The 22,935-nt window shown below is 63.0% G+C and carries 17 protein-coding genes; 10 read left to right on the forward strand and 7 right to left on the reverse strand.

Features of this window, described 5'->3' with window-relative positions; all coding sequences use genetic code 11:
- Complete coding sequence (locus tag FJ970_RS18505) at positions 1-753, forward strand: DUF502 domain-containing protein (RefSeq protein WP_140757586.1); 753 nt, start codon at positions 1-3, stop codon at positions 751-753.
- Here the strand turns inward: FJ970_RS18505 and recG are convergent.
- On the reverse strand, positions 705-2,813 hold the full coding sequence (gene recG, locus FJ970_RS18510) for an ATP-dependent DNA helicase RecG (protein ID WP_140757585.1): 2,109 nt from the start codon (positions 2,811-2,813) through the stop codon (positions 705-707). The two genes, FJ970_RS18505 and recG, sit on opposite strands and share 49 nt — an antisense overlap.
- A 92-nt stretch (positions 2,814-2,905) precedes the next feature.
- On the opposite strand from recG, the gene FJ970_RS18515 reads away from it, so the two are divergent.
- The 3 genes from FJ970_RS18515 (at position 2,906) to FJ970_RS18525 (ending at position 8,294) form a co-directional block, all read left to right on the forward strand.
- Complete coding sequence (locus FJ970_RS18515; RefSeq protein ID WP_140757584.1) at positions 2,906-3,193, forward strand: succinate dehydrogenase assembly factor 2; 288 nt, start codon at positions 2,906-2,908, stop codon at positions 3,191-3,193.
- Between the two features lie 71 nt (positions 3,194-3,264).
- Entirely contained in the window at positions 3,265-6,762 is a 3,498-nt protein-coding gene (mfd, locus tag FJ970_RS18520; RefSeq protein WP_140757583.1) for a transcription-repair coupling factor, read from the forward strand.
- A gap of 158 nt (positions 6,763-6,920) precedes the next feature.
- Positions 6,921-8,294: a class II 3-deoxy-7-phosphoheptulonate synthase gene (locus FJ970_RS18525; RefSeq protein ID WP_140757582.1), complete on the forward strand. Its 1,374-nt coding sequence runs from the start codon at positions 6,921-6,923 to the stop codon at positions 8,292-8,294.
- Between the two features lie 118 nt (positions 8,295-8,412).
- On the opposite strand, the gene FJ970_RS18530 is transcribed toward FJ970_RS18525, so the two are convergent.
- Positions 8,413-9,483 carry a GGDEF domain-containing protein gene (locus tag FJ970_RS18530; RefSeq protein ID WP_140757581.1) on the reverse strand — a complete coding sequence of 357 codons (1,071 nt, stop codon included), beginning with the start codon at positions 9,481-9,483 and terminating at the stop codon, positions 8,413-8,415.
- 412 nt (positions 9,484-9,895) lie between these two features.
- Between FJ970_RS18530 and FJ970_RS18535 the strand changes: the two genes are divergently transcribed.
- On the forward strand, positions 9,896-10,318 hold the full coding sequence (locus FJ970_RS18535; RefSeq protein WP_140757580.1) for a GFA family protein: 423 nt from the start codon (positions 9,896-9,898) through the stop codon (positions 10,316-10,318).
- Between the two features lie 78 nt (positions 10,319-10,396).
- A complete protein-coding gene (locus FJ970_RS18540) occupies positions 10,397-10,756 on the forward strand; it encodes a diacylglycerol kinase (RefSeq protein WP_140757579.1) in 360 nt (119 codons plus the stop codon).
- 25 nt (positions 10,757-10,781) lie between these two features.
- Here the strand turns inward: FJ970_RS18540 and FJ970_RS18545 are convergent, their stop codons facing one another.
- Positions 10,782-11,369 (reverse strand): DedA family protein, encoded by a 588-nt coding sequence (locus FJ970_RS18545; protein ID WP_140757578.1) that lies wholly within the window; start codon positions 11,367-11,369, stop codon positions 10,782-10,784.
- Positions 11,366-11,926, reverse strand: coding sequence for a DUF1003 domain-containing protein (locus FJ970_RS18550; RefSeq protein WP_140757577.1), 561 nt, complete (start codon positions 11,924-11,926; stop codon positions 11,366-11,368). The genes FJ970_RS18545 and FJ970_RS18550 overlap by 4 nt, the downstream gene beginning before the upstream one ends.
- Positions 11,927-12,013: 87 nt before the next feature.
- Here FJ970_RS18550 and FJ970_RS18555 point away from each other — a divergent pair, with 87 nt between their 5' ends.
- The 4 genes from FJ970_RS18555 (at position 12,014) to FJ970_RS18570 (ending at position 18,337) form a co-directional block, all read left to right on the forward strand.
- Positions 12,014-12,730: a DNA-3-methyladenine glycosylase I gene (locus tag FJ970_RS18555; RefSeq protein ID WP_140757576.1), complete on the forward strand. Its 717-nt coding sequence runs from the start codon at positions 12,014-12,016 to the stop codon at positions 12,728-12,730.
- A gap of 63 nt (positions 12,731-12,793) precedes the next feature.
- Positions 12,794-14,470, forward strand: a complete 1,677-nt coding sequence (locus FJ970_RS18560; RefSeq protein WP_140757575.1) for an NAD+ synthase — start codon at positions 12,794-12,796, stop codon at positions 14,468-14,470.
- Positions 14,471-14,968: 498 nt separating this feature from the next.
- The gene (locus FJ970_RS18565; RefSeq protein WP_140757574.1) at positions 14,969-16,774 is read left to right on the forward strand and encodes an ABC transporter ATP-binding protein; all 1,806 of its coding nucleotides are present in this window, start codon (positions 14,969-14,971) and stop codon (positions 16,772-16,774) included.
- A 189-nt stretch (positions 16,775-16,963) separates the two neighbouring features.
- Positions 16,964-18,337, forward strand: a complete 1,374-nt coding sequence (locus FJ970_RS18570; protein WP_140757573.1) for a glutamate--tRNA ligase — start codon at positions 16,964-16,966, stop codon at positions 18,335-18,337.
- Here FJ970_RS18570 and FJ970_RS18575 read toward each other — a convergent pair.
- The 3 genes from FJ970_RS18575 to FJ970_RS18585 form a co-directional block, all read right to left on the reverse strand.
- Entirely contained in the window at positions 18,255-19,457 is a 1,203-nt protein-coding gene (locus tag FJ970_RS18575; protein WP_140757572.1) for a DUF2865 domain-containing protein, read from the reverse strand. The two genes, FJ970_RS18570 and FJ970_RS18575, sit on opposite strands and share 83 nt — an antisense overlap.
- A 144-nt stretch (positions 19,458-19,601) precedes the next feature.
- Positions 19,602-20,279, reverse strand: a complete 678-nt coding sequence (locus FJ970_RS18580) for an outer membrane protein (RefSeq protein WP_140757571.1) — start codon at positions 20,277-20,279, stop codon at positions 19,602-19,604.
- A gap of 192 nt (positions 20,280-20,471) precedes the next feature.
- Entirely contained in the window at positions 20,472-22,796 is a 2,325-nt protein-coding gene (locus FJ970_RS18585) for an NADP-dependent malic enzyme (protein ID WP_140757570.1), read from the reverse strand.
- Positions 22,797-22,935 lie beyond the last annotated feature (139 nt).

Raw genomic sequence — 22,935 nt, forward strand, 5'->3', positions numbered from 1 at the left:
ATGTCAGACGCTCCGAAGACTTCCGGCATGACCCGGCTGAGGAACTATTTCCTCACGGGCTTCGTCGTCTGCGCGCCGCTGGCGATCACCGCTTACATCGCCTGGTCCTTCATCGGCTGGGTCGATTCCTGGGTCAAACCCTATATTCCGTTGCGCTACAGCCCCGACACCTACCTGCCGTTCCCGGTGCCGGGGTTCGGGCTGATCGTCGCCTTGATCCTGATCACGCTGATCGGGTTCCTGACCGCCAACATCGTCGGCCGCGCCATCGTCGGCTTTGGCGAGCGCCTGCTTGGCCGCATGCCCTTGGTGCGCGGCATCTATGGCTCGCTGAAGCAGATTTTCGAGACCGTGCTGTCGAACAAGGGCGACATGTTCCGCCAGGTTGGGTTGGTCGAATATCCACGCAAGGGCGTATGGTCGCTGGTGTTTGTCGCCAGTGAGAAGGAAACCGAGATCAACCTGAAGCTCGACCGGGAAGGCGATCCGCTGATCGCGGTGTTCATGCCGTGCACGCCGAACCCGACGACTGGCTTCCTGATGTATGTCCTGAGGTCGGACATCGTGCTGCTCGACATGACGATCGAGGACGGCGCCAAGCTGATCGTGTCGGCCGGGTTGGTGGCGCCCGAGGTGAAGACGAAATTGGTGACGCTGAACGGTGAGCCGATCAACGGAACCCTGGCCAATCCGCCGCTAGGGCCTCATCCGGCGCGCAGGAGCCGCACGGCCTCGTCGCGGCCGAACAAGTAGAGCAGGAGCCGCAGCGCCTCGCCGCGATCCGATTGCAGTTCGGGGTCGCGCGACAGAATCAGCCTGGCGTCGTCTCGGGCGGCCTCCAGCAGGTCGGCATGTGCCTCGATGCGCGCCACCTGGAAACCAGGCGTGCCGGACTGACGGGTACCCAACAACTCGCCTTCGCCGCGCAATTTCAGGTCCTCCTCGGCGATCAGGAAGCCATCCTCTGTGTCACGCATCACCGACAGCCTGCGTTTGGCGGTTTCGCCAAGCGGGTCCTTGTAGAGCAGCACGCAGGATGACTTGATGTCGCCGCGCCCGACCCGACCGCGCAGCTGGTGCAACTGGGCGAGACCGAAGCGCTCGGCATGCTCGATGACCATGATCGTGGCGTCGGGCACGTCGACGCCGACTTCGATGACGGTGGTGGCGATCAGGATGCGCGTCTCGCCTTGCTTGAAGGCGCGCATCGCCTCGTCCTTCTCGGCACCGTTCATGCGGCCGTGGACAAGGCCGATGCGATCGCCGAACAGTGGCTTCAGCGAAGCGAAGCGATCCTCGGCCGACATCAGTTTTATCTCCTCGGATTCCTCGACCAGCGGGCAAATCCAGTAGATCTTTTGGCCATCCGCGACGGCATCGAGCATGCGGCCGACCAGTTCGTCGAGCCGTTCGAGCGGTAGCGTGACGGTGCGGATCGGCTGGCGGCCGGCCGGCTTTTCCGTCAGCTTCGACACGTCCATGTCGCCGAAGGCGGTCAGCACCAGCGTGCGCGGGATGGGGGTCGCGGTCATCACCAGCATGTCGGGCGCATCGCCCTTGGCGGTGATGGCGAGCCGCTGATGGACGCCGAAGCGATGCTGCTCATCGATGACGGCCAGGACCAGGTCGTGGAAGCTGACCGTTTCCTGAAACAGCGCGTGGGTGCCGACGACAATATCGATCTCGCCGCTGGCAAGACCAGCCAGCGTTTCGGCTCGCTCGCGGCCCTTTTCGCGGCCGGTCAGGATAGAGACGCGCAAGCCGACCTTGGCTGCAAGCGGAGTGATCGTCGCCAGATGCTGGCGCGCCAGGATTTCGGTCGGCGCCATCAGCGCCGCCTGGCCGCCGGCCTCTACGGCGCGTGCCATTGCAAGCAGCGCCACCACCGTCTTGCCGGAGCCGACGTCGCCTTGCAGCAGCCGCAGCATGCGCTCGGGGTCAGCGAGATCGGCGTTGATTTCGGCGAGCGCGAATTCCTGCGAGGGAGTGAGCGAATAGGGCAGGGCCGTGCGCAGTTTCTCGACGATGCGGCCATCGCCGACGAGAGGGCGGCCTGACAGGCGTCGCACCTTCGCCCGCACCAGCGCCAGCGAGACCTGGCCGGCAAGCAATTCATCATAGGCGAGGCGACGCCATGCAGGCCCTTCGACCGCGACATCGATCGGATCGGCGGGATAATGGATGCGGGTCAGCGCGTCTCCAAAGGATGGAAAGCTCTGACGGCGCATGAAGGCACCATCCTGCCATTCCGGCAGTTCCGGCAGGCGGCCGAGCGCCTGGCCGATCGCACGCCGCAAAACCTTGCCGGAGAGCCCCGCCGTCAGCGGATAGACCGGCTCGACCAGCGGCAGGTTCTCGGCTTCGCTGGCGAGTGCGATATGGTCGGGATGGACCATGGTCGGGCGTCCGTTGAACCATTCCATACGGCCCGACACCACGACATGCTCGCCCACCGGCATTGCTTTTTCGAGATAGGCGGCATGGGCATGGAAGAAGGTCAGGCCGATTTCGCCGGTATCGTCATGGGCGTATACCCGGTAGGGCACCGACCTGTTGCCGCGCGGCGGCGGCTGGTGGCGGTCTATGCGCAGCTCGAGCGTCACGATGGCGCCTTCCGCGGCAAGCGCGATGCCAGGCCGGCTGCGGCGGTCGATGACGGTGTGCGGCAGCACGAACAGAAGATCGCCGGCGCGCGCGGCGCGATCGCCGAGATCGGCCACAACCACCTTTTCGATAAGCACGCCAACTTTCGGCCCGACGCCGGCAAGCGAGGTGATCGGGACAAACAGGGGATCGAGGATGGAAGGACGCATGATGTCAGCTTATGTCGCGACGGCCGCAGCGCAAGGCTGACACCGCCCACTATCCACGCTATATGCGCCGCTTGAAGCGAGGATGCGGCACAATGACCGGAACGAAACGATCAAGCGAGGGGCTGGACGCCCACCGCCGCAAGCTGTTGTTCCGTTCCTGGCATCGCGGCATGCGCGAGATGGACCTCATCCTCGGCACCTTCGCCGATGCCGAGATCGGCACCTTGACCGCCGAGGAAATCGACCAATATGAGAGGCTCCTCGATATTGTCGACACAGATTTCCTGCCGCTGGTCACGGGCGAACGCCCGGTGCCGGCGGAGATCGATTGTGCCGTCCTGCAAAAAATCCTGGCGTCCCGCCGGACCATGACATTCTGAACAAAAGCAATTCCAGGAAAAGTGCGAAGCGGTTTTCCGTCCGGAATTGCGATAAACAAGACCGTGATTTGATGGCTCTCATTCCCACCATTGGCTTGCCGAAGGGCCGCGCCGGCCAGTTCATCGTCGACGGTGTCGCCGACGGCTACGAGGCCTTCGCGCTGGTACAGACGGCGCTCGAGATCGCACCCGACAAGCCGGTGTTGTTCGTGGCCCGCGACGGTCAGCGCCTGCCTTCCATCGTCGAGGCGCTGTCCTTCGTCGCGCCCGGCCTGCCTGTGCTGGAGCTGCCTGCCTGGGACTGCCTGCCATACGATCGTGTGTCGCCCGGTTCCGATGCCGCCGCCAAGCGCCTCGATGCGCTGACCGCCATGATCGCGCTGGCGAAGAAACCGCACCGTGCCGTCATTCTCACCACCGCCAATGCGCTGCTGCAGCGCATCCCGCCCGCTGAGCTTGTCGAGGCGCAGACCTTCCACGCCAGACCCGGCAACCAGATCGACATGAATGCGCTGATCGCGCGGCTGGAGACGTCGGGATTCGAGCGGGTGCCGACCGTGCGCGGCATCGGCGAATTCGCGGTGCGCGGCGGCATTCTCGACCTCTTCGCACCCGGCTGGACCGAGGCGCTGAGGCTCGATTTCTTCGGCGACACGCTGGAATCGATCCGCGTCTTCGACGCCGCCACGCAGCGCACCACCGGCCAGCGCAAGTCGATGGCGCTGCAGGCGATGAGCGAAGTGGCGCTGACGCCCGAAACCATCAGCCGCTTCCGCCGCGCCTATATCGAAGCCTTTGGTGCGCCATCGCGTGACGACGGGCTCTACGCGGCGGTCAGCGAAGGGCGGCGCTTCGCCGGCATGGAGCATTGGCTGCCGTTCTTCTATGAGCGGCTGGAGACGGTTTTCGACTACCTGCCCGACGCACCTGTGGTTTTCGACCATCTGGCGCATGAGGCGCTTGCCGAACGCCATACGCTGATCCTCGACCACTACGAGGCGCGCAAAAAGCAGGCTGAAGGGGCGCTTAGGGATGCGGTGCCCTACAAGCCTGTTGCGCCGGACCTGCTCTATCTCTCGCCGGAGAATCTCAAGGCATCGCTTGGCGAGCGCGAGGACATCGACTTTACCGTGTTCGATGCGCCCGACGTTGGGGGTAAGAAAGTCTTCCACGCCGGCTCGCGCCACGGTCGCAGCTTCGTCGAGGAGCGAGCCGATCCGAACGTCAATGTCTTCGATGTCGTCGTCCGGCACATAGCCGACGAGCGCGCGGCGCGCCGCCGGGTCGTCATTGCCGGCTGGACCGAAGGCTCGCTCGACCGGCTTGGCCAGATCCTGGCCGAGCACCATCTCGGCAATCTCAAACAGGTCGGGACGCTGGCGGAGGCAGAACAGCTCGAGCCGGGACAGGCCGCATTGGCGGTTTTGCCACTGGAATCCGGCTTTGAGACTGAAAAGCTGGTCGTTGTCGCCGAACAGGACATTCTGGGCGACCGGCTGATCCGCCGCTCGAAGCGCAAGAAGCGTGCTTCCGATTTCATTGCCGAGGCCTCGGCGCTGTCGGCCGGTGACATTGTCGTCCATACCGACCACGGCATTGGCCGTTTTATCGGCCTGCGCACCATCGAAGCGGTCGGCGCGCCCCATGACTGCCTGGAAATCCACTATGCCGGCGACGACCGGCTGTTCCTGCCGGTGGAAAACATCGAGCTGCTGTCGCGCTATGGCTCCGACACAGCCGAGGCAACGCTGGACAAGCTCGGCGGCGGCGCCTGGCAGTCGCGCAAAGCCAAGCTGAAACGGCGCCTGCTCGACATGGCCGGACAGCTGATCCGCATCGCCGCCGAGCGGCAGATGCGCGCCGCACCGCCGCTGGTGCCAGCCGAAGGCCTCTATGACGAGTTTGCCGCCCGTTTCCCCTACGAGGAAACTGACGACCAGCAGACGGCGATCGACTCGGTGCGCGATGACCTTGGCGCCGGCAAGCCGATGGACCGGCTGATCTGTGGCGACGTCGGCTTCGGCAAGACCGAAGTGGCGCTGCGCGCCGCCTTCATCGCGGCGATGGAAGGGTTTCAGGTCGCGGTGGTGGTGCCCACGACACTGTTGTCGCGCCAGCATTTCAAGACATTCTCGCAGCGTTTCTCAGGGCTTCCCATCCGTGTCGCCCAGGCCTCGCGGCTGGTCGGTGCCAAGGACCTGGCCGAGACCAAGAAGGGCATTGCCGAAGGGCAGGTCGACATCGTCGTCGGTACCCATGCGCTGCTGGGCGCCGCGATCTCGTTCAAGAATCTCGGCCTGCTGATCATCGACGAGGAGCAGCATTTCGGTGTCAAGCACAAGGAGCGGCTGAAGGACCTGAAGACCGACGTCCACGTGCTGACGCTGTCGGCGACGCCAATTCCGCGCACGCTGCAACTGGCCCTGACCGGCGTGCGCGAACTGTCGCTGATCGCCACGCCACCGGTTGACCGCATGGCGGTGCGGACCTTCATCTCACCGTTCGATCCGTTGGTCATTCGCGAGACGCTGCTGCGCGAGCGCTATCGCGGCGGCCATTCCTTCTATGTGGTTCCGCGTATCAGCGATCTCTCGGAAATCCATGATTTCCTGAAGGAATCCGTGCCTGAACTGAAAGTCGCGGTGGCCCACGGCCAGATGCCTCCGGGCGAACTCGACGACATCATGAACGCCTTCTACGACGGCCAGTACGATGTGCTTCTGTCGACCACCATCGTCGAATCCGGTCTCGACATCCCGACCGCCAACACGCTGATCATCCACCGCGCCGACATGTTCGGCCTGTCGCAACTCTACCAGTTGCGCGGCCGCGTCGGGCGCTCGAAGGTGCGCGCCTATGCGCTGTTCACCCTGCCGGCCAACCGCAAGCTGACCGACACGGCCGAGCGCCGGCTGAAGGTGCTGCAATCGCTCGACACGCTCGGTGCCGGCTTCCAACTCGCCAGCCATGACCTCGACATCAGGGGCGCCGGCAATCTTCTCGGAGAAGAACAGTCCGGGCATATCAAGGAGGTCGGCTTCGAGCTCTACCAGCAGATGCTGGAGGAAGCGGTGGCCGAGGTGAAGGACACCGGCGAGGTCCAGGATGGCGGCTGGTCGCCGCAGATCGCCGTCGGCACCGCCGTGATGATCCCGGAAGGCTACGTGCCGGACCTGCAGCTCAGGCTGGCTCTTTATCGCCGTCTCGGCGATCTCGAAACCACCGAGGAGATCGACGCCTTCGGCGCCGAGCTGATCGACCGTTTCGGACCGCTGCCGGACGAGGTGAAGCATCTCCTCAAGATCGTCTTCATCAAAGCCCTCTGCCGCAAGGCCAATGTCGAGAAGCTCGACGCCGGGCCGAAGGGCGTCGTCATCCATTTCCGCATGCGCGAGTTTTCGAACCCGGTCGGACTGGTCAAGTATATTGGCGAGCAGGGTTCGCTGGCCAAGATCCGGGCCGATCATAGCGTGGTCTTCATCCGCGACTGGCCGACGGCTGAGAAGCGCCTGGCGGGCTCGGCTGTCGTCATGACGCAACTGGCGAAGTTGGCGGAGAAGGCGGCCTGATCTCGCCTTTCGGGCCGTGCTGGGGGCGTCAAGCCATTCGCCACCACCGAAATTCCAGTCTAGAATAGGAAATCGGCTTCGTGTATGGAGCCGCCACCCCATTTAGGGGCTGAAATGGCGGGCAAGGGTGTTCGCCGGAAAGAGCGTTGGGTGCAGCGATGACGAAATGGTCGCCGAATTCGTGGAGAGCAAAGCCGATCAAGCAGGTTCCCGCTTATCCGGACCTTGCCGCGCTGAAGAACACGGAAGCCCAACTCGCCACCTTTCCGCCGCTGGTCTTCGCCGGCGAGGCGCGCAAGCTGAAGAAGCAACTCGCGGCTGTCGCCGCCGGTGACGCCTTCCTGCTCCAGGGCGGCGACTGCGCCGAGAGTTTTGCCGAACATGGCGCGGACAACATCCGCGACTTCTTCCGCGTCTTCCTGCAGATGTCGGTCGTGCTGACCTTTGCCGGTGCGCAGCCGGTGGTGAAGGTGGGCCGCGTCGCCGGCCAATTCGCCAAGCCGCGCTCGTCCGACAACGAGACCAAGGGCGGCGTGACGCTGCCGAGCTACCGCGGCGACATCATCAACGGCATCGAGTTCGACGCCAAGTCGCGTATTCCCGATCCGGCGCGCCAGGAAATGGCCTACCGCCAGTCCGCGGCGACGCTCAACCTTTTGCGCGCCTTCGCGCAAGGCGGCTATGCCAACCTGGAGAATGTGCATAGCTGGATGCTCGGTTTCGTCTCCGATAGCCCGCAGGGCGAAAAATACGAGTCGCTCGCCAACCGCATCACCGAGACGATGGATTTCATGCGCGCGGTCGGCATTACGTCCGAAACCAATTTCGCGCTGCGCGAAACCGACTTCTACACCAGCCACGAGGCGCTACTGCTCGGCTACGAGGAGGCGCTGACCCGTGTCGATTCGACCTCCGGCGACTGGTACGCCACGTCGGGCCATATGATCTGGATCGGCGACCGCACGCGCCAGCCCGACCACGCGCATGTCGAATATTGCCGCGGCATCAAGAACCCGCTCGGCCTGAAATGCGGTCCGTCGCTGACGCCGGACGGCCTGCTGGAACTGATCGACCTGTTGAACCCCGAGAACGAGCCGGGGCGGCTGACACTGATCGCCCGCTTCGGTTCGGACAAGGTTGCCGACCATCTGCCGAAGCTGGTGCGCGCGGTGCAGAAGGAAGGCCGCAGCGTGGTCTGGTCGTCGGATCCGATGCATGGCAACACGATCGAAGCGGCCGGCTACAAGACACGGCCCTTCGACCGCATCCTGAAGGAGGTGCAGACCTTTTTCGAGGTGCACCGCGCCGAAGGCACCCATCCGGGCGGCATCCATGTCGAGATGACCGGCAAGAACGTCACCGAATGCACCGGTGGCGCGCGTGCCATCACCGCCGAGGAGTTGCAGGACCGCTACCACACCCATTGCGATCCGCGCCTCAACGCCGACCAGGCGATCGAACTGGCCTTCCTGGTCTCGGACTTGTTGAAGAAGAGCCACCCGGTGCAGCACAGGCAAGTCGCGAACGGCTGAGCCTGGCCAATTGGATCGATAAAGGAAAGGCGCCTGGGAAACCCGGCGCCTTTTCCATTTTCAGCTTTTTTGTTTGTTCCTTCGACCGCGCTGGCGCGACCGGAAAAAAGCAAAGGCTTCAGTCTTGCTTGTAGAGCAGCCAGCTCTTGCCGGTGCGCCCTGCCATGGCCGAATGCCTGGTAATGCGGTTGCGGCCACCGACTTTCGAGCGATAGAGCGCGCGATCCGCCTTGGTGTAGAGGTCTTCGGGGCCTTCGGCCTCGGACGCCATGCAGATGCCCATCGACACCGTCACCGTGCCGTAGTTCATCCCGGTCTGGCTACTGGTGAACGGCGTCTGCTCGATCAGGGCACGAATGCGTTCCGCGATCTCGTAGGTTGCGTCCTCGCTGGCGCCCTCGATGATCAGCGCGAACTCCTCGCCGCCGGTGCGGGCGACGAACATGTCGCTGCGAATGCTGGTCTGGAAAATCTCGGCGATGATTTGGATGATCTTGTCGCCGACAGGATGGCCGTAGCGGTCGTTGATGTCCTTGAACCGATCGATATCGACAAGAACCAGGGCATTGAACAGGATACCCTTGGTGCTGTTGTAGATCCTGGTGATTTCCTTGTCGAAGGCGCGGCGGTTCCAGATCTGGGTCAACGGATCCGTGTCGGCCAGCCGCTTGTATTCCTCGAGCTTCGACTTGACGCTCTCGAGCTCTGCCGTCTTGTCGCTGAGCGTCGAGGCGATCTGCCGGCCGTGATCGATCGTCGAATTGGTCGCGGTCGTCATTGCGTTGGCGATCTTTTGCAGAAGATCCTGGGAGAGAAGGCTGCGGTTGCTCAGGCCGCTCGATGTCTCGTCGAGGATTCTGCCGTATTTTTCGATGTGGCTGCGCTCGCTGCGCAGGAGCGACGCGACCTCCTCGAGTTCTCGGGCGATGATGTCTCTGGCATGCTCGACGATGCCAGGGCCATGGTTATGGGCGAAGAAGGTGCGCCCGATCTGGTCGATCTCGTCCTGCGTCGGCCGGTTGCTCAGCGATACGACGGCGAGGCTGAGCTCGCGGTTGGTACCGCTCAAGGCCTCATAGAAAATCTCGTAGTTGCGTGGCACACCGAGTACGCCAAGTTGGCGCATGGTGGCGACAACGGTGGTTGCGATATCGGTGCTTCGTTCGGTCGGGGCTGCTGCCGGCTGCATGTCTGATTCACTCTTCCCGTCGGATCCCGACGCAGAATTCGCGGGTTCCATTGATCGCCGACCTGGGGAGCGCTACCCAATGCTCCAGAACAACTTGCGAAGAGGCGCGGCCCCATCCGCACCCTTCGCTTGTGAGATCATAGTTGCGTCAGCGCTAAAGTTTCCTTAATTCGCACGACTTCCACAGATTTTCTCTACGTGTCGCTGTACGCGCGTAAAGTTTTGCATTGCCATCGCGGGACAGCACTCAGTTTGGTGGTCTTGAATTCGAAGTTCCGCGGTGTGCTGTCGCAAATGAAACTGAATTTCGAATTCGTCACGCCAGTCGATGTCGTATTTGCTTGCGCGTAATCACGGCGAAGCTGGAATCCTGACAGTGATGCTGGAAGAGGTTTCTTCGAGGAGTGGCGAAATGAGCAACAGTCACCAGGGATCATGTCTGTGCGGAGCGGTCCGCTTCCGCACAAGTGGCGCGCTGCGTGGGGTTGTCTACTGCCATTGTTCGCAATGCCGTAAACAGAGCGGGCATTTCTATGCCGCGACCAATGTCGCCGACCCCGACATCGTGATCGACGGCACGGAAAGCATCACTTGGTACGAGGCTTCTTCCTTTGCCAAGCGCGGCTTTTGCAAGACATGCGGCTCGCTGCTGTTCTGGAAGCCACGGGACGACGCTTATATCTCGGTCCTGGCGGGATCGTTCGACACGCCGACAGAGCTCAAGGGCGAATGCCATATCTTCGTCGGCGACAAAGGCGACTACTATTCGATCGACGACGGGCTGCCCCAGTTTGAAATGTCGACACCGTCGATCAAGGTACTGTCGGGCAAATGAATTTTGGGCGATCAGCCTTATTCCATTGATCGGGGCATTGCTTTATCCCGGGCCGGTGATTCCGAGAGGGGCCTTGGCATGCAGCGGCTGATCGATGCTTTTATCAATTCGGTGCGGGCATTTCGCAAGCTTGCGGTCAGCGAGAAGGCTTTCCAGCAGGAACTGATGCTCCTGGTGCTGGCCTTGCCCGCTGGCTGGTTCGTCTCGGTCTCCTGGCGCGGTTACGCCTTGCTCATCGGTGCGGTGCTGCTGCTGATCATGGTGGAGGTGCTGAACACCGGCATCGAGGCGGCCTGCGACGCGTTCAGCCGCGAGTTCAATGTCGATATCCAGTTGGCCAAGGACTGCGGCTCGCTGGCGGTGCTGATTTCGGTCGTGATCGTTGCCGGCGTCTGGAGTATCGCTCTCATCGAGCGGATCACCGGCGCTTCCATCTGATTTTCCTCGCGAGGAGAGAAGCGGTTCACTGCTCCCGGTCGCGCTCCCGCTTGGCGATGTGGCGGGCGACAAGCCAGGCAAGCACGGCCACGGCAAGGCCGATGCCAAGCCCGACGAACAGCCGCTCGTGGCGCAGCAGCGCCTGGCCAATCAACTGTTCGGCTCCCAGTCCGAAGACATAGCCGATCGTGCTGAACAGCACCGCCCAGATCACCGATGAAATGGCGTTGAGAACGACGAAGCGCGGCGCCGCTATGGTCGAAAGGCCGGCCGCGACGCCGCCGACCAGGCGCATGCCGTAGACGTAGCGGTTCGACAGCACGAAGATGTTGGGATGGGTGTTGAGCAGGCGGTAGGCGCGGCGAAAGCCTGGCCGCCGGCGCAGTTTCACGACATGGCGATTATCGGCGAAACTCCTGCCGAGGATGAAGAAGAAGGTGTCGCCGGCGAAGGCGCCCAGCGCCGCCGCGACAAAGGCATGCCACAGCACGAAGACATGCTGGTGAGCGAAGAAGCCGCCCAGGATCGCGGCACTTTCGCCTTCGGCCACGCAACCGAGAAAAACCGCCAGCAACCCGTATTGTTCGATGAAATGGTGGATCGTCTCGGTCATGACGCCGACTGTTGCGACAGTCTTTCATCGATCCGCTTGACCACTTCCGCCAGCCGCACGATCTCGTCGCGCATGCCGATGATCTGGCTGTGGCGCAGCTCATCCATTTTCTCATGCAGCGCCATGATCTCGATCTCGGCTTTCAGATTGACCTCGTAGTCGTGGGCGGCATCGATGCGGTCGCGTTCGGTCTGGCGGTTCTGCGCCATCATGATCACCGGCGCCTGCAAGGCGGCGACCATAGAGAGCACGAGGTTGAGGAAGATGAAGGGGTAGGGGTCGAACGCATCGCGCGACAACAGCCAGACATTGCCTGATGTCCACACGATCAGGAAGGCGACAAAGGTCAGGATGAAGGACCAGGAGCCGCCGATGCGGGCGATCGCATCGGCAAGGCGGTCACCAAAGGTCTGGTGGAAGGCGACGGCCTTGTTGATGTCCCTGGTGATGGTGGTACGCTCGATGGTGCTTTGCAGCACCCGGCTTTCGAGTTGGCTCAGCCCATCGGGCTTTCGCCTCAGCCAGCGGTTCGCCAGATCGTCGATCGTCTTGTTCATGGCCGTCTCCAAGCGCTTTGCTGCGCTAGAGGTAGAGGCTGCCGGTCCGGGCGGGAAGTGCTAGATTGAAGCGAACCGAGGGGACCGATGGCCGACTTCAAGAAAATTCGCGATCGCGCGGCAAATCGCAAGGGCGGTGAGGCGGAACTGACCTCCCTGTTGGGGCCGATGCCCGACAATGCGGCGGTGGCCGACATCACCGATGACCGTATCCTCTCGACGATGACCGAGCGGGTCTTCGCGGCCGGCTTCGTCTGGCGGGTCATCGAGCAGAAATGGCCTGGATTCGAAGAGGCGTTCCTACGCTTCGAGCCCAAGCGGCTGTTGTTCCAGCCTGACGATTTCTGGCACGACCTGGCGTCGGATCAACGCATCGTGCGCAATCCGCAAAAGATCAAATCCGTTCGCGACAACGCCGCTTTCGTCGAACGCGTGTCCAGGGAACATGGCGGCTTCGGCAATTTTCTCGCCGAATGGCCCGCCGATGATCAGGTCGGGCTGATGGCCTATCTGGGCAAGCATGGCAGCCGGCTCGGCGGCAACACCGGCCAGTATTTCCTGCGTTGGCTGGGCTGGGATGCTTTCGTCATTTCGGCCGACATGGCGGCCGCCCTTCGCGACGCGGACCTCGACATCGCCGAAAATCCGACATCGAAGAAGGACCTCGACAAGATCCAGATCCAGATCAACCGATGGGTGGCCGACACGGGCCTGCCGCGCCGGCACATCTCGCGTATCCTGGCGATGTCGATCGGCGAAAACCACTCTCCGCAATCGTTGCGCGACTATATGGGCGACGATTGACGGCCTGAATTGGTCCAAGCGAACGCCATTGCGAGGTGAATTCTGCCGCGCTAAGTCAGCAGCATGATCAGGAAGCTCGACATACTGCGTATCGCCATCGCCCAGCTCAACCCGACCGTCGGCGACGTCGCCGGCAATCTCGCCAAGGCGCGCGAGGCGAGGGCGGATGCCGCCCGGCAGGGCGCCGATCTCGTGCTCTACACCGAGCTTTTCCTTGCAGGCTATCCGCCGGAGGATCTGGTGCTGAAGCCGGCCTTCCTCAGGGCATGCGAGCGCGCCGCCGAGGACTTTGCAGCCGATACCGCCGATGGCGGTCCTGGCGTCATCATCGGCACGCCGCTGAAGCGCAAGAGCGGCACGCATAATTCCATCGTCTTCGCCGATGGCGGCAAGATCATCGCCGAACGCTACAAGCTCGACCTGCCGAACTACGGTGAGTTCGATGAGAAGCGCGTCTTCCAGGCCGGGCCTGAGATACAGGGGCCGGTCAACTTCCGTGGCGTGCGCATCGGCATACCGATCTGCGAGGACATCTGGGGCGAAGTCGGCATCTGCGAGACGCTGGCCGAAAGCGGCGCGGAAATCCTGCTGGTGCCGAACGGTTCGCCTTACTATCGCGCCAAGATCGACGTTCGCCACCAGGTCGTCATCAAGCAAGTCATCGAATGCGGCTTACCGATGATCTATGCCAACCAGCTCGGCGGCCAGGACGAGCTGATCTTCGACGGCGCCTCCTTCGCTATCGGGGCCGACAAGACGCTCGCCTTCCAGATGAGCCAGTTCGAGGACGCGGTCGACATCACCACCTGGAAACGTACTGATAGCGGCTGGATCTGTTCGCAAGGACCGATGTCGAAAATCCCGGACAAGGAGGAGGCCGACTATCGCGCCTGCATGCTCGGCCTGCGCGACTACGTCAACAAGAACGGCTTCAAGAATGTGGTGCTTGGCCTGTCCGGCGGCATCGATTCGGCGATCTGTGCCGCCCTTGCGGTCGACGCGCTCGGCGAGGAGCGGCTGCGTGCCGTCATGATGCCTTATCGCTACACCTCGAAGGACTCGCTGAGGGATGCCGAGGACTGCGCCCGTGCGCTCGGCTGCCGCTATGACATCGTGCCGATCTTCGAGCCGGTCGAAGGATTTCTGCACACGCTGACGCAGTTGTTCGAAGGCACCAAGGAAGGCATCACCGAGGAGAATTTGCAGAGCCGCGCGCGCGGCACCATCCTGATGGCGATCTCCAACAAGTTCGGCTCGATGGTGGTCACCACGGGCAACAAGAGCGAGATGTCGGTCGGCTACGCCACACTCTATGGCGACATGAATGGCGGCTTCAATCCGATCAAGGACCTTTACAAGATGCAGGTCTATGCGCTGTCGCGCTGGCGCAACAGCCATGTGCCGCCGGGCGCGCTCGGACCTTCGGGCGAGGTGATCCCGAAGAACATCATCGACAAGGCGCCGTCGGCCGAACTGCGCGAGAACCAGACCGACCAGGATTCGCTGCCGCCCTATCCGGTGCTGGACGATATTCTGGAATGCCTGGTCGAGAACGAGATGGGCGTCGACGACATCGTCGCACGCGGCCATGACCGGGCGACGGTGACGCGCATCGAGCACTTGCTCTACATCGCCGAATACAAGCGCCGGCAGGCGGCGCCGGGTGTGAAGATCACCAGGAAGAATTTTGGCCGCGACCGCCGCTATCCCATCACCAACCGTTTCAGGGATCGTGGATAGGCGTCCTTTCGCTTGCTGAGCGCGATTGCGCGATGCCGCGGGCGAGTGTGCAACCATGCCGACTGTCGCGGATCGATTTCCGAGCGACCTGCGACCTGCTGATGGCGTGCGGGGTGAACACCCTGCAACGACGATAGGCACAAGCCTCGACTGTTGCAAAATCGCCTCATCGGCTGGGCCAGAAGTGCTTTTGGCCGTGGCTTGCCTTGGCGAGCGATCGAAGCATCCCTATAAGGGCATTTCCGCGATTCCCTTCAGGGAGGACCGAATGCCAGGATTTGACATCGTTATGCGAGGCCGCGAGGCCTAGGTCTGCGCCGGTGTTCCGAAGTATCGGAACCATACCGGACGCAGAAAAGGCATTTGCCGCTGCCGGTCGCCGCCCATGGGCAGGCAACCTACCATAGTCGAACCTCCGCATTCACGGGCAACTAGCCCCGCGCGGTTTTCAACTTTCGACCTTACTGGGATCGGGCTCGTTTGCGCCCGGATGACATCATGGCTCGTTTCAAGATCGATTTGCGCGCGAGCGCCTTTCGCAGCGTTCTTGGCTTCACACTAACCCATTGGCGGCGCCAGCCCTGGCGGCTTTCGCTGATCATGGGCGGTTTCCTGCTGTCGACACTGGCCGACGTGCTGACACCGCTCTATTCCGGCCGGCTGGTCGACGCCGTCGCCAGCAGCGCCGGAGCGGATACCATTGCCTGGAACGCCGCGATGACGGCATTTTTCATCTTGATGGCCCTGGCGCTGACTGGTGTCGTGTTGCGCAATCTTGCCTTCATGGGCATCGTTGAGTTGACACTCAAGATGATGGCCGACATCGCGGCGGACGCCTTCCATCGCGTTCAGCGCTTTTCGACCGATTGGCATGCCAACAGTTTTGCCGGCTCGACGGTGCGCAAGGTGACGCGCGGCATGTGGGCGCTCGACCTGCTCAACGACACCGTCCTGATCGCGCTGTTGCCGTCGGTGGTGATGCTTGCTGGTTCGACGCTGCTGCTCGGCTGGTTCTGGCCGCTGATGGGCGCGGTCGTTGCTGCCGGCTCGGTGCTGTTCATCGTGGTGACGGCGATGCTGTCGCTCGGCTATGTCGCGCCGGCGGCAAGGCTTGCCAACACCTGGGACACGCGTCTCGGTGGCTCGCTGGCCGACGCAGTGAGCTGCAACGCCGTGGTCAAGGGCTTTGGCGCAGAGGAACGCGAGGAGCGCCGCCTCGCCAGGGTGGTCGCCAAATGGCGCGCCCGCACACGGCGGACCTGGGTGCGCGGCACCATCAACGGCACCACGCAAGGGGCGCTGCTGCTGGTCATGCGGGCCGCGGTGATCGGCCTGGCGCTGATGCTGTGGTCATGGGGGCAGGCGAGCGCCGGCGATGTCGCTTTCGTACTGACCTCGTTCTTCGTCCTGCAAGGCTATCTCAGGGATATCGGCACGCATATCCGCAATTTGCAGCGTTCGATCAACGACATGGAGGAACTGGTCGATTTCCAGTCGGAACCGCTGGGCATTGAGGATCAGCCCGGCGCCGGACCGATTGCCATCACGCAGGGCCACATTGCCTTCGACGACGTCACCTTTCACTACGGTAATCACCGGTCGCCGCTCTACCACGACTTTTCGGTCGACATCGCGCCGGGTGAGCGTGTCGGGCTGGTCGGTCACTCGGGTTCGGGCAAGACGACATTCGTCAAGCTCATCCAGCGGCTCTATGACGTCGGCGCGGGCAAGATCGTGATCGACGGCCAGGATATCTCGCAGGTCGCCCAGGCGTCGCTGCGCGGCCAGATCGCGATCGTCCAGCAGGAACCGATCCTGTTCCACCGTTCCCTGGCGGAAAACATCGCCTATGGCAGGCCAGGCGCAACGCAGGACGAGATCGAGCATGCCGCCAGGCTGGCGAGCGCGCACGACTTCATCGCCAACCTGCCGAAGGGCTATGGCACGCTGGTCGGCGAGCGTGGCGTGAAGCTGTCGGGCGGCGAGCGGCAGCGTGTGGCGATTGCCCGCGCTTTCCTGGCCGATGCGCGCATCCTGATCCTGGACGAGGCGACGTCGAGCCTCGATTCGGAATCCGAGGTGCTGATCCAGCAGGCGATGGAACGGCTGATGGTCGGCCGCACGACGCTGGTCATCGCGCATCGGCTTTCGACGGTGAGGGCGCTCGACAGGCTGTTGGTCTTCGATCGCGGCAAGATCGTCGAGGAAGGCTCGCATGACGATTTGATCCGCCTGAAGGGCGGCATCTACCGCCGCCTGTTCGAGCGCCAGGCGCTGGAGCTGACCAAAGGTCTGGTCAGCTGACCTGACATGGCCTCCGGCTTCGGCCGGGGGCCATCTTCATCGTCGGCGCTGCCAGACTGGCCGCTGCCCATGTGCGCCGCCAGAGACGCATCCGGCCGGTCTTTTCATTCCAGCCGCCATGTTCTATGTCTGCGGCACGGCGCGGGGGCGCATCTTGTCAATCACAAAGGCATCCGGTACGCCCCGCTCATGACAGTTACCGTTCGTTTCGCCCCGTCACCGACCGGCCGCATCCATATCGGCAATGCGCGCACCGCTCTGTTCAACTGGTTGTTTGCCCTCAACAACAAGGGCCGCTTCATCCAGCGCTTCGACGACACCGACATCGCCCGCTCGAAGCAGGAATTCGCCGACGCCATCCTTTACGACCTGCACTGGCTGGGGATTTTCCCGGATGCCACCGAGTATCAGTCGCGGCGCTTCGAAATCTATGACGCGGCGGTCGAGCGGCTGAAGGCGGCGGGTGTCCTCTACGCCTGCTACGAAACGCCGGAAGAACTCGATCTCAGGCGCAAGGTGCGCCGCACGCGAGGCCTGCCGCCGGTCTATGGCCGCGAGGCGTTGGCGCTGACGACAGAGCAGGTGGCCGAATATCAGGCCGACGGGCGCCGGCCCCACTGGCGTTTCCTGCTGCCCAATTTCTCCAGCGATCCGCTGCAGCCGGTGCGTACCGATATCCACTGGGACGATCTGGTGCGTGGCGAGGAGACGGTGGATCTGGCTTCGCTGTCCGATCCGGTTCTGGTGCGTGAGGACGGCACTTATCTCTACACGCTGCCCTCCGTCGTCGACGACATCGAGATGGGCGTCAGCCACGTCATCCGCGGCGACGATCATGTCACGAACACCGGCGTGCAGATCGCGCTGTTCAAGGCGCTGGGTGCCGAGCCGCCGGTCTTCGGCCACCACAATCTCCTGACCACCGTCTCGGGCGAGGGGCTGTCGAAGCGCACCGGCGCGCTTTCCATCGAGAGCCTGCGCGAGGACGGCATCGAGCCGATGGCCGTCGCTTCGCTGGCCGTGCTGGTCGGCACGTCGGAGAATGTCGCGGCCGCGCATGACTTGGCCGAACTCGCCGGCCATTTCGACCCGGCCGCGACCTCGAAATCGTCGTCCAAGTTCGATCCGGCCGAATTGTTCGTGCTCAACCGGGTGCTGCTGCATCGTATGCCGTTCGACGAGGCGCGGGACCGGCTGATGGTGCTGGGTATTTCCGGCGAACACGCCGAACCGTTCTGGCTGGCGGTGCGCGGCAATATCGACCGGCTGGCCGATGCGGTTGCCTGGTGGCGTGTCCTGCGCGAAGGGCCGCAGGAGAAGCCCGAATTTTCCGACGACGACCGCGATTTTCTGCACCATGCGCTCGATCTCCTGCCTGAGGAGCCATGGAACGGGACGGTCTGGAAGGATTGGACCGGCAAGATCAGGGAAGCGACCGGCCGCAAGGGCAAATCGCTGTTCATGCCGCTCAGGCTTGCCCTTACCGGACTGCCTTCGGGGCCGGAGCTTGCAGATCTATTGCCGCTGATGGGTCGGGAAGGAACGTTGGCCCGACGACCCTGACCTTGCGCTGTTCCGGGGGCACGGCCGAAACGGGCGATGCCACCGGCTTGGCCGAAAGGCGCTTGATGGCTTCACGATCGAGCCCGCCATCCATATTGGCCAAGGTCTCGGGGTCGGCACCCGGATCAGGCTTCGAGGCCGGCACCGGAACAATCGGCGCCGTATCCGGTTCGGGCGGTGATTGTTGCTGGCTTGGCGGGTTGCCGCCAATGATCTGGAAATTCTGCGCGGCATTGCAGCCGCAAGCGGGTGGCCGCGACATGTTGGCCTGTTTGTAGAGATAGGCGGTCGGCAGTTCGCCATAGGGCCTGCCGGTGACCGATGACGTCATCGATGCCGAATCGTCGTCCATGCCGCGCGAATAGAAGACCTGCATCTCCGTGCCGGGGCAGGCCGATTCGCAATTCTTCTGGTCGCGCTCGAAATCGCCGGCCGAGGCTGCGTTCGACATGGGGAAGAAATAGCCGTCGCAAGTGCGCACGCAACTGGTGTGGAATTCGCCGCCGTTGCTCGCAACGTCAGGAATGCCGGGCTGGTTGAGGACGCGGCTGACATCGCGTTCCTCGCCGGAATCGTCAGGCTGGTCCAGCGTATCGATCTGCCGGTTGCCGCCGAAAAGCTGGTCGAAGAGGTTGGCATTACCCCCTTCTTCACGATTGGCTTCCTGCGGAGGCGCGCGGCGGGGTGCCGCCGCATCGTCACGGCAGTCATTGGCATCGAGCGCCGCCAGGATGCGGCCCCGGTCGCGGCGTGAACCGCCGCCGCCGGCGAGTTGGGCACGCTTGGTTTGCAAACTGTCGAGATTGGCGTTCATGCGCTCGATGGTGGCATTCAGCCCGGCACACTGGTTGATGTTGCGCGAAAACAACGAGAACCCGCAGCCGGCATTGTTCGCCTGACCGCGAGCCTTCGAGATCTGTTCGCGCTGCCTTTCGATCGCGGCGTCATATTTCCGGACCAGTGCCGGGCCACCGCCACCGCCGCGTGAGGCCGCGGCGAGGTCGGCCTCCAGTTGCCGGCAGATCCGTGAAGCGGCCTGCGGCTCGCTGACCGCTGCGCCGGACAGCAGGATGCCGAGCAGCACGGCAGCATGCGCCTGCTTCAAACCTCCGCTTGCCATCCGTCTCGATCCCGCTTGTCTTCTGGTCGCCAAGGCTAACCCGTTCGCGGTTAATCGTCCATTTCGGAAGTCGCCTTGTCGCCGGCTGAGAAGCGGCGCGCATTGGATGGCGCCCATCAGTCCCGGCAATGGCCGGGCGGGCCGTCAGAACTTGTAGTTCATCCCGATTCTGACGGTACTGAACGTGTTGTCGAAGGTCGTATTGGAGTTGGGTCCGTAGTTGATGGTCTGGTCCCGCAGATCGACATATCGATATTCGGCATTTGCCGACCAATGATCGGTGATTGCCTGCTCCAGCCCCGCGCCAATCGTCCAGCCAACCTTGGTGTTCTTTTCGGAATAGCTGTTGGCGGGCCCATCGAGATATTGGTTCTCGACACCTCCGAAAGCGAGGCCGCCGGTCCCGTAAACAAGGGTGCTGTCGAACGCGTAGCCCGCCCTGGCACGGATCGTTCCGAACCAATCCACCTTGGTGTCGTAGACATCGCCTCCGCCTACATTGACCTCGTCGGAATGTCCCTTGATATCGGCGCCCGAAATATCGGCCTCGATCCCCAGAACCGCGGAGTTGACCTGGTAATTGTAGCCGATCTGGACGCCGCCCAGAAAGCCGTCGATGTCGTAATCCTGCGTGCCCCGGATCGTTGGCGTGTTTGGCAGGTTGTAGGTCCCGTCGGTGCTGCCAAAACCATAGCCAAGATGCCCGCCGACATAGACGCCGGACCAGTCATACACGGCCGGCTCCAACCCGATGGCGTCGGCGGCGAACGCCTCTACGCCAGTCACAGTCAGCATTGCCGAAGCGAGCAACAGGGCTCTCATGACACTCTCACCGCCTAATCAGACGGCGTGACCATATCAAATTGCTCCTTCCCGTGAAATCCGCATTCGTTCGATGCCGGACTTCACGGTTAAGAGTTGTTGGTTCGCAACACTCAATCCGGCCAACGCGGTCCGCGGCGCTACCTAGCTTTGATCAACTGGGGCTGGACCAATCCGGTCGCGAGAGCCGGTTCAGTCCAGATTGGCGATCGCCTGCGCCTTGTGTGCGGCTTCGACCACTGCCAGCGCCGTCATGTTGACGACGCCGCGCGAGGTTACCGAGGGCGTCAATATGTGGGCCGGCTTGTCGGTGCCGAGAAGGATGGGGCCGACATGCAGGGCATCCATCATGGCTCGCAGCGCCGTCAGCGTGATGTTGGCCGAATCGAGGTTCGGGAACACCAGGAGATTGGCTTCGCCCTTCAGACGCGAATGCGGATAGACGCGCTGGCGCAGATGCTCCGACAAAGCGGAATCGGCATGCATTTCGCCGTCGCACTGCAGCTCCGGCGCGATGCGCGCCAGAATGGCCGCGGCCTGACGCATCTTCAGCGCGCTCGGCGAATCGCGCGAGCCGAAATCCGAATGCGACAGCAGTGCCGCCTTCGGCTCGATGCCGAAACGCTGGATTTCTTCCGCCGCCAGCACGGTCATCTCGGCGATTTCATCCGCCGTCGGGTCGACGGAGACGTGGGTGTCGGTGAGGAAGATGATGCCGCGCTGCGAGATCAGCATGGAAAGGGTCGACAGGTCCCGGTCCTTGATGCCGGTGCGCGGCCCGATGATCAGCGTCACGTTGCGCAAATGCCGCTCGAAACGGCCTTCGAGGCCGCAGACCATGGCGTCGGCATCGCCGCGCTTCAGTGCCAACGCCGCGATCACTGTGTTGTCGGTGCGCACCATGGTACGCGCGGCCTCCGTCGTCACGCCGCGGCGGCCGGCGAGCTCGATCAGGAGATCGACATAGTAGCGGTAGCGCGGATCGTCCTCTGGATTGATCAGGCCGAAATCGACACCAGGCTTGATGCGCAAGCCATAACGCTTCAGCCTGACTTCGATGACATGCGGCCGGCCGATCAGGATCGGCTCGGCGATGCCTTCCTCAAGCACAACCTGGGCGGCACGCAGGACACGCTCGTCCTCGCCGTCGGCGTAGATGACGCGTTTGGCACTGGAAGCCTTGGCGGAGGAGAACACCGGCTTCATCACCAGGCCGGAGCGGAAGACGAAGCGGTTGAGCTTGTCGATATAGGCGGCGAAGTCGGTGATCGGCCGCGTCGCCACACCGGTCTCGCAGGCTGCCCTGGCGACGGCCGGCGCGATGCGCAGGATGAGGCGCGGGTCGAAGGGCGAGGGGATCAGGAATTCGGGTCCGAAGATCGGTGTCTCGCCCGAATAGGCGCGCGCGGCGACATCGGAAGGTTCTTCGCGGGCAAGGGCGGCGATCGCCCGCACCGCCGCCATCTTCATCTCCTCATTGATGGCGCTGGCGCCGCAGTCGAGCGCGCCACGGAAGATGTAAGGAAAGCAAAGGACGTTGTTGACCTGATTGGGAAAATCGGAGCGGCCGGTGCAGATCATGGCGTCAGGACGCGCCGCGCGCGCCACTTCCGGCATGATCTCCGGATTGGGATTGGCCAGCGCCAGGATCAACGGCTTCGGCGCCATGTGTTGGAGCAGCTCCGGCTTCAGCACGCCGGCGGCCGAGAGGCCGAGAAAGACATCGGCGCCGGCAATGACGTCGGCCAGCGTGCGCGCCTCGGTGTCCTTTACATAAGGGTCTTTCCAGCGGTCCATCTCGTCGACACGACCCTTGTAGGCGACGCCGAAACGGTCGGTGACCCAGATGTTCTCGACGCGCACTCCGAGCGAAACGAGCAGGTTGAGGCAGGCAAGGGCGGCGGCACCCGCGCCGGAGGTGACGACCTTGATGTCCGAAATGGTCTTGCCGGCGAATTCCAGCCCGTTGAGCACGGCGGCGGCGACGATGATGGCGGTGCCGTGCTGGTCGTCATGGAACACCGGTATGCTCATGCGAGCCTTGAGGCGTTCTTCGACTTCAAAACACTCCGGCGCCTTGATGTCCTCGAGGTTGATGCCGCCGAAGGTCGGTTCCAGTGCGGCAACCGTTTCGACCATGCGCTCTATTTCCGGCGCGTCGATCTCGATGTCGAAGACGTCGATGCCGGCGAACTTCTTGAACAGGACCGCCTTGCCCTCCATCACCGGTTTGGACGCCAGCGGCCCGATATTGCCGAGGCCGAGCACGGCCGAGCCGTTCGAAACGACGCCGACCAGGTTGGCGCGCGCCGTGTAGTCGGCGGCGGTCGCCGGATTGTCGCGGATCTCGAGGCAAGGGGCGGCGACGCCGGGCGAATAGGCGAGCGCCAGGTCGCGCTGGTTGCCGAGCGGCTTGGTCGCCTGAATCTCGAGCTTTCCCGGCGTCGGGTGCTTGTGGAAGTAGAGGGCGGCTTCGTCGAGGTCCGAACGTGCCGTCTTCTTGTTCTCGCCTTCCATGCGGCCGCTCCTCGAAACCTGCTTTGGGAGTCCTTTTAGCATGAGGCCAAGGTTTTTCGCGACGCTAATTGACGCGCCGGCAGCTTTAAATGCCGGCGCGCAAAAATCGGATATTTATCAGGTTGTTACGGTTGTTTCA

This window comes from Mesorhizobium sp. B2-1-8, from assembly GCF_006442545.2.
Classification (GTDB): domain Bacteria; phylum Pseudomonadota; class Alphaproteobacteria; order Rhizobiales; family Rhizobiaceae; genus Mesorhizobium.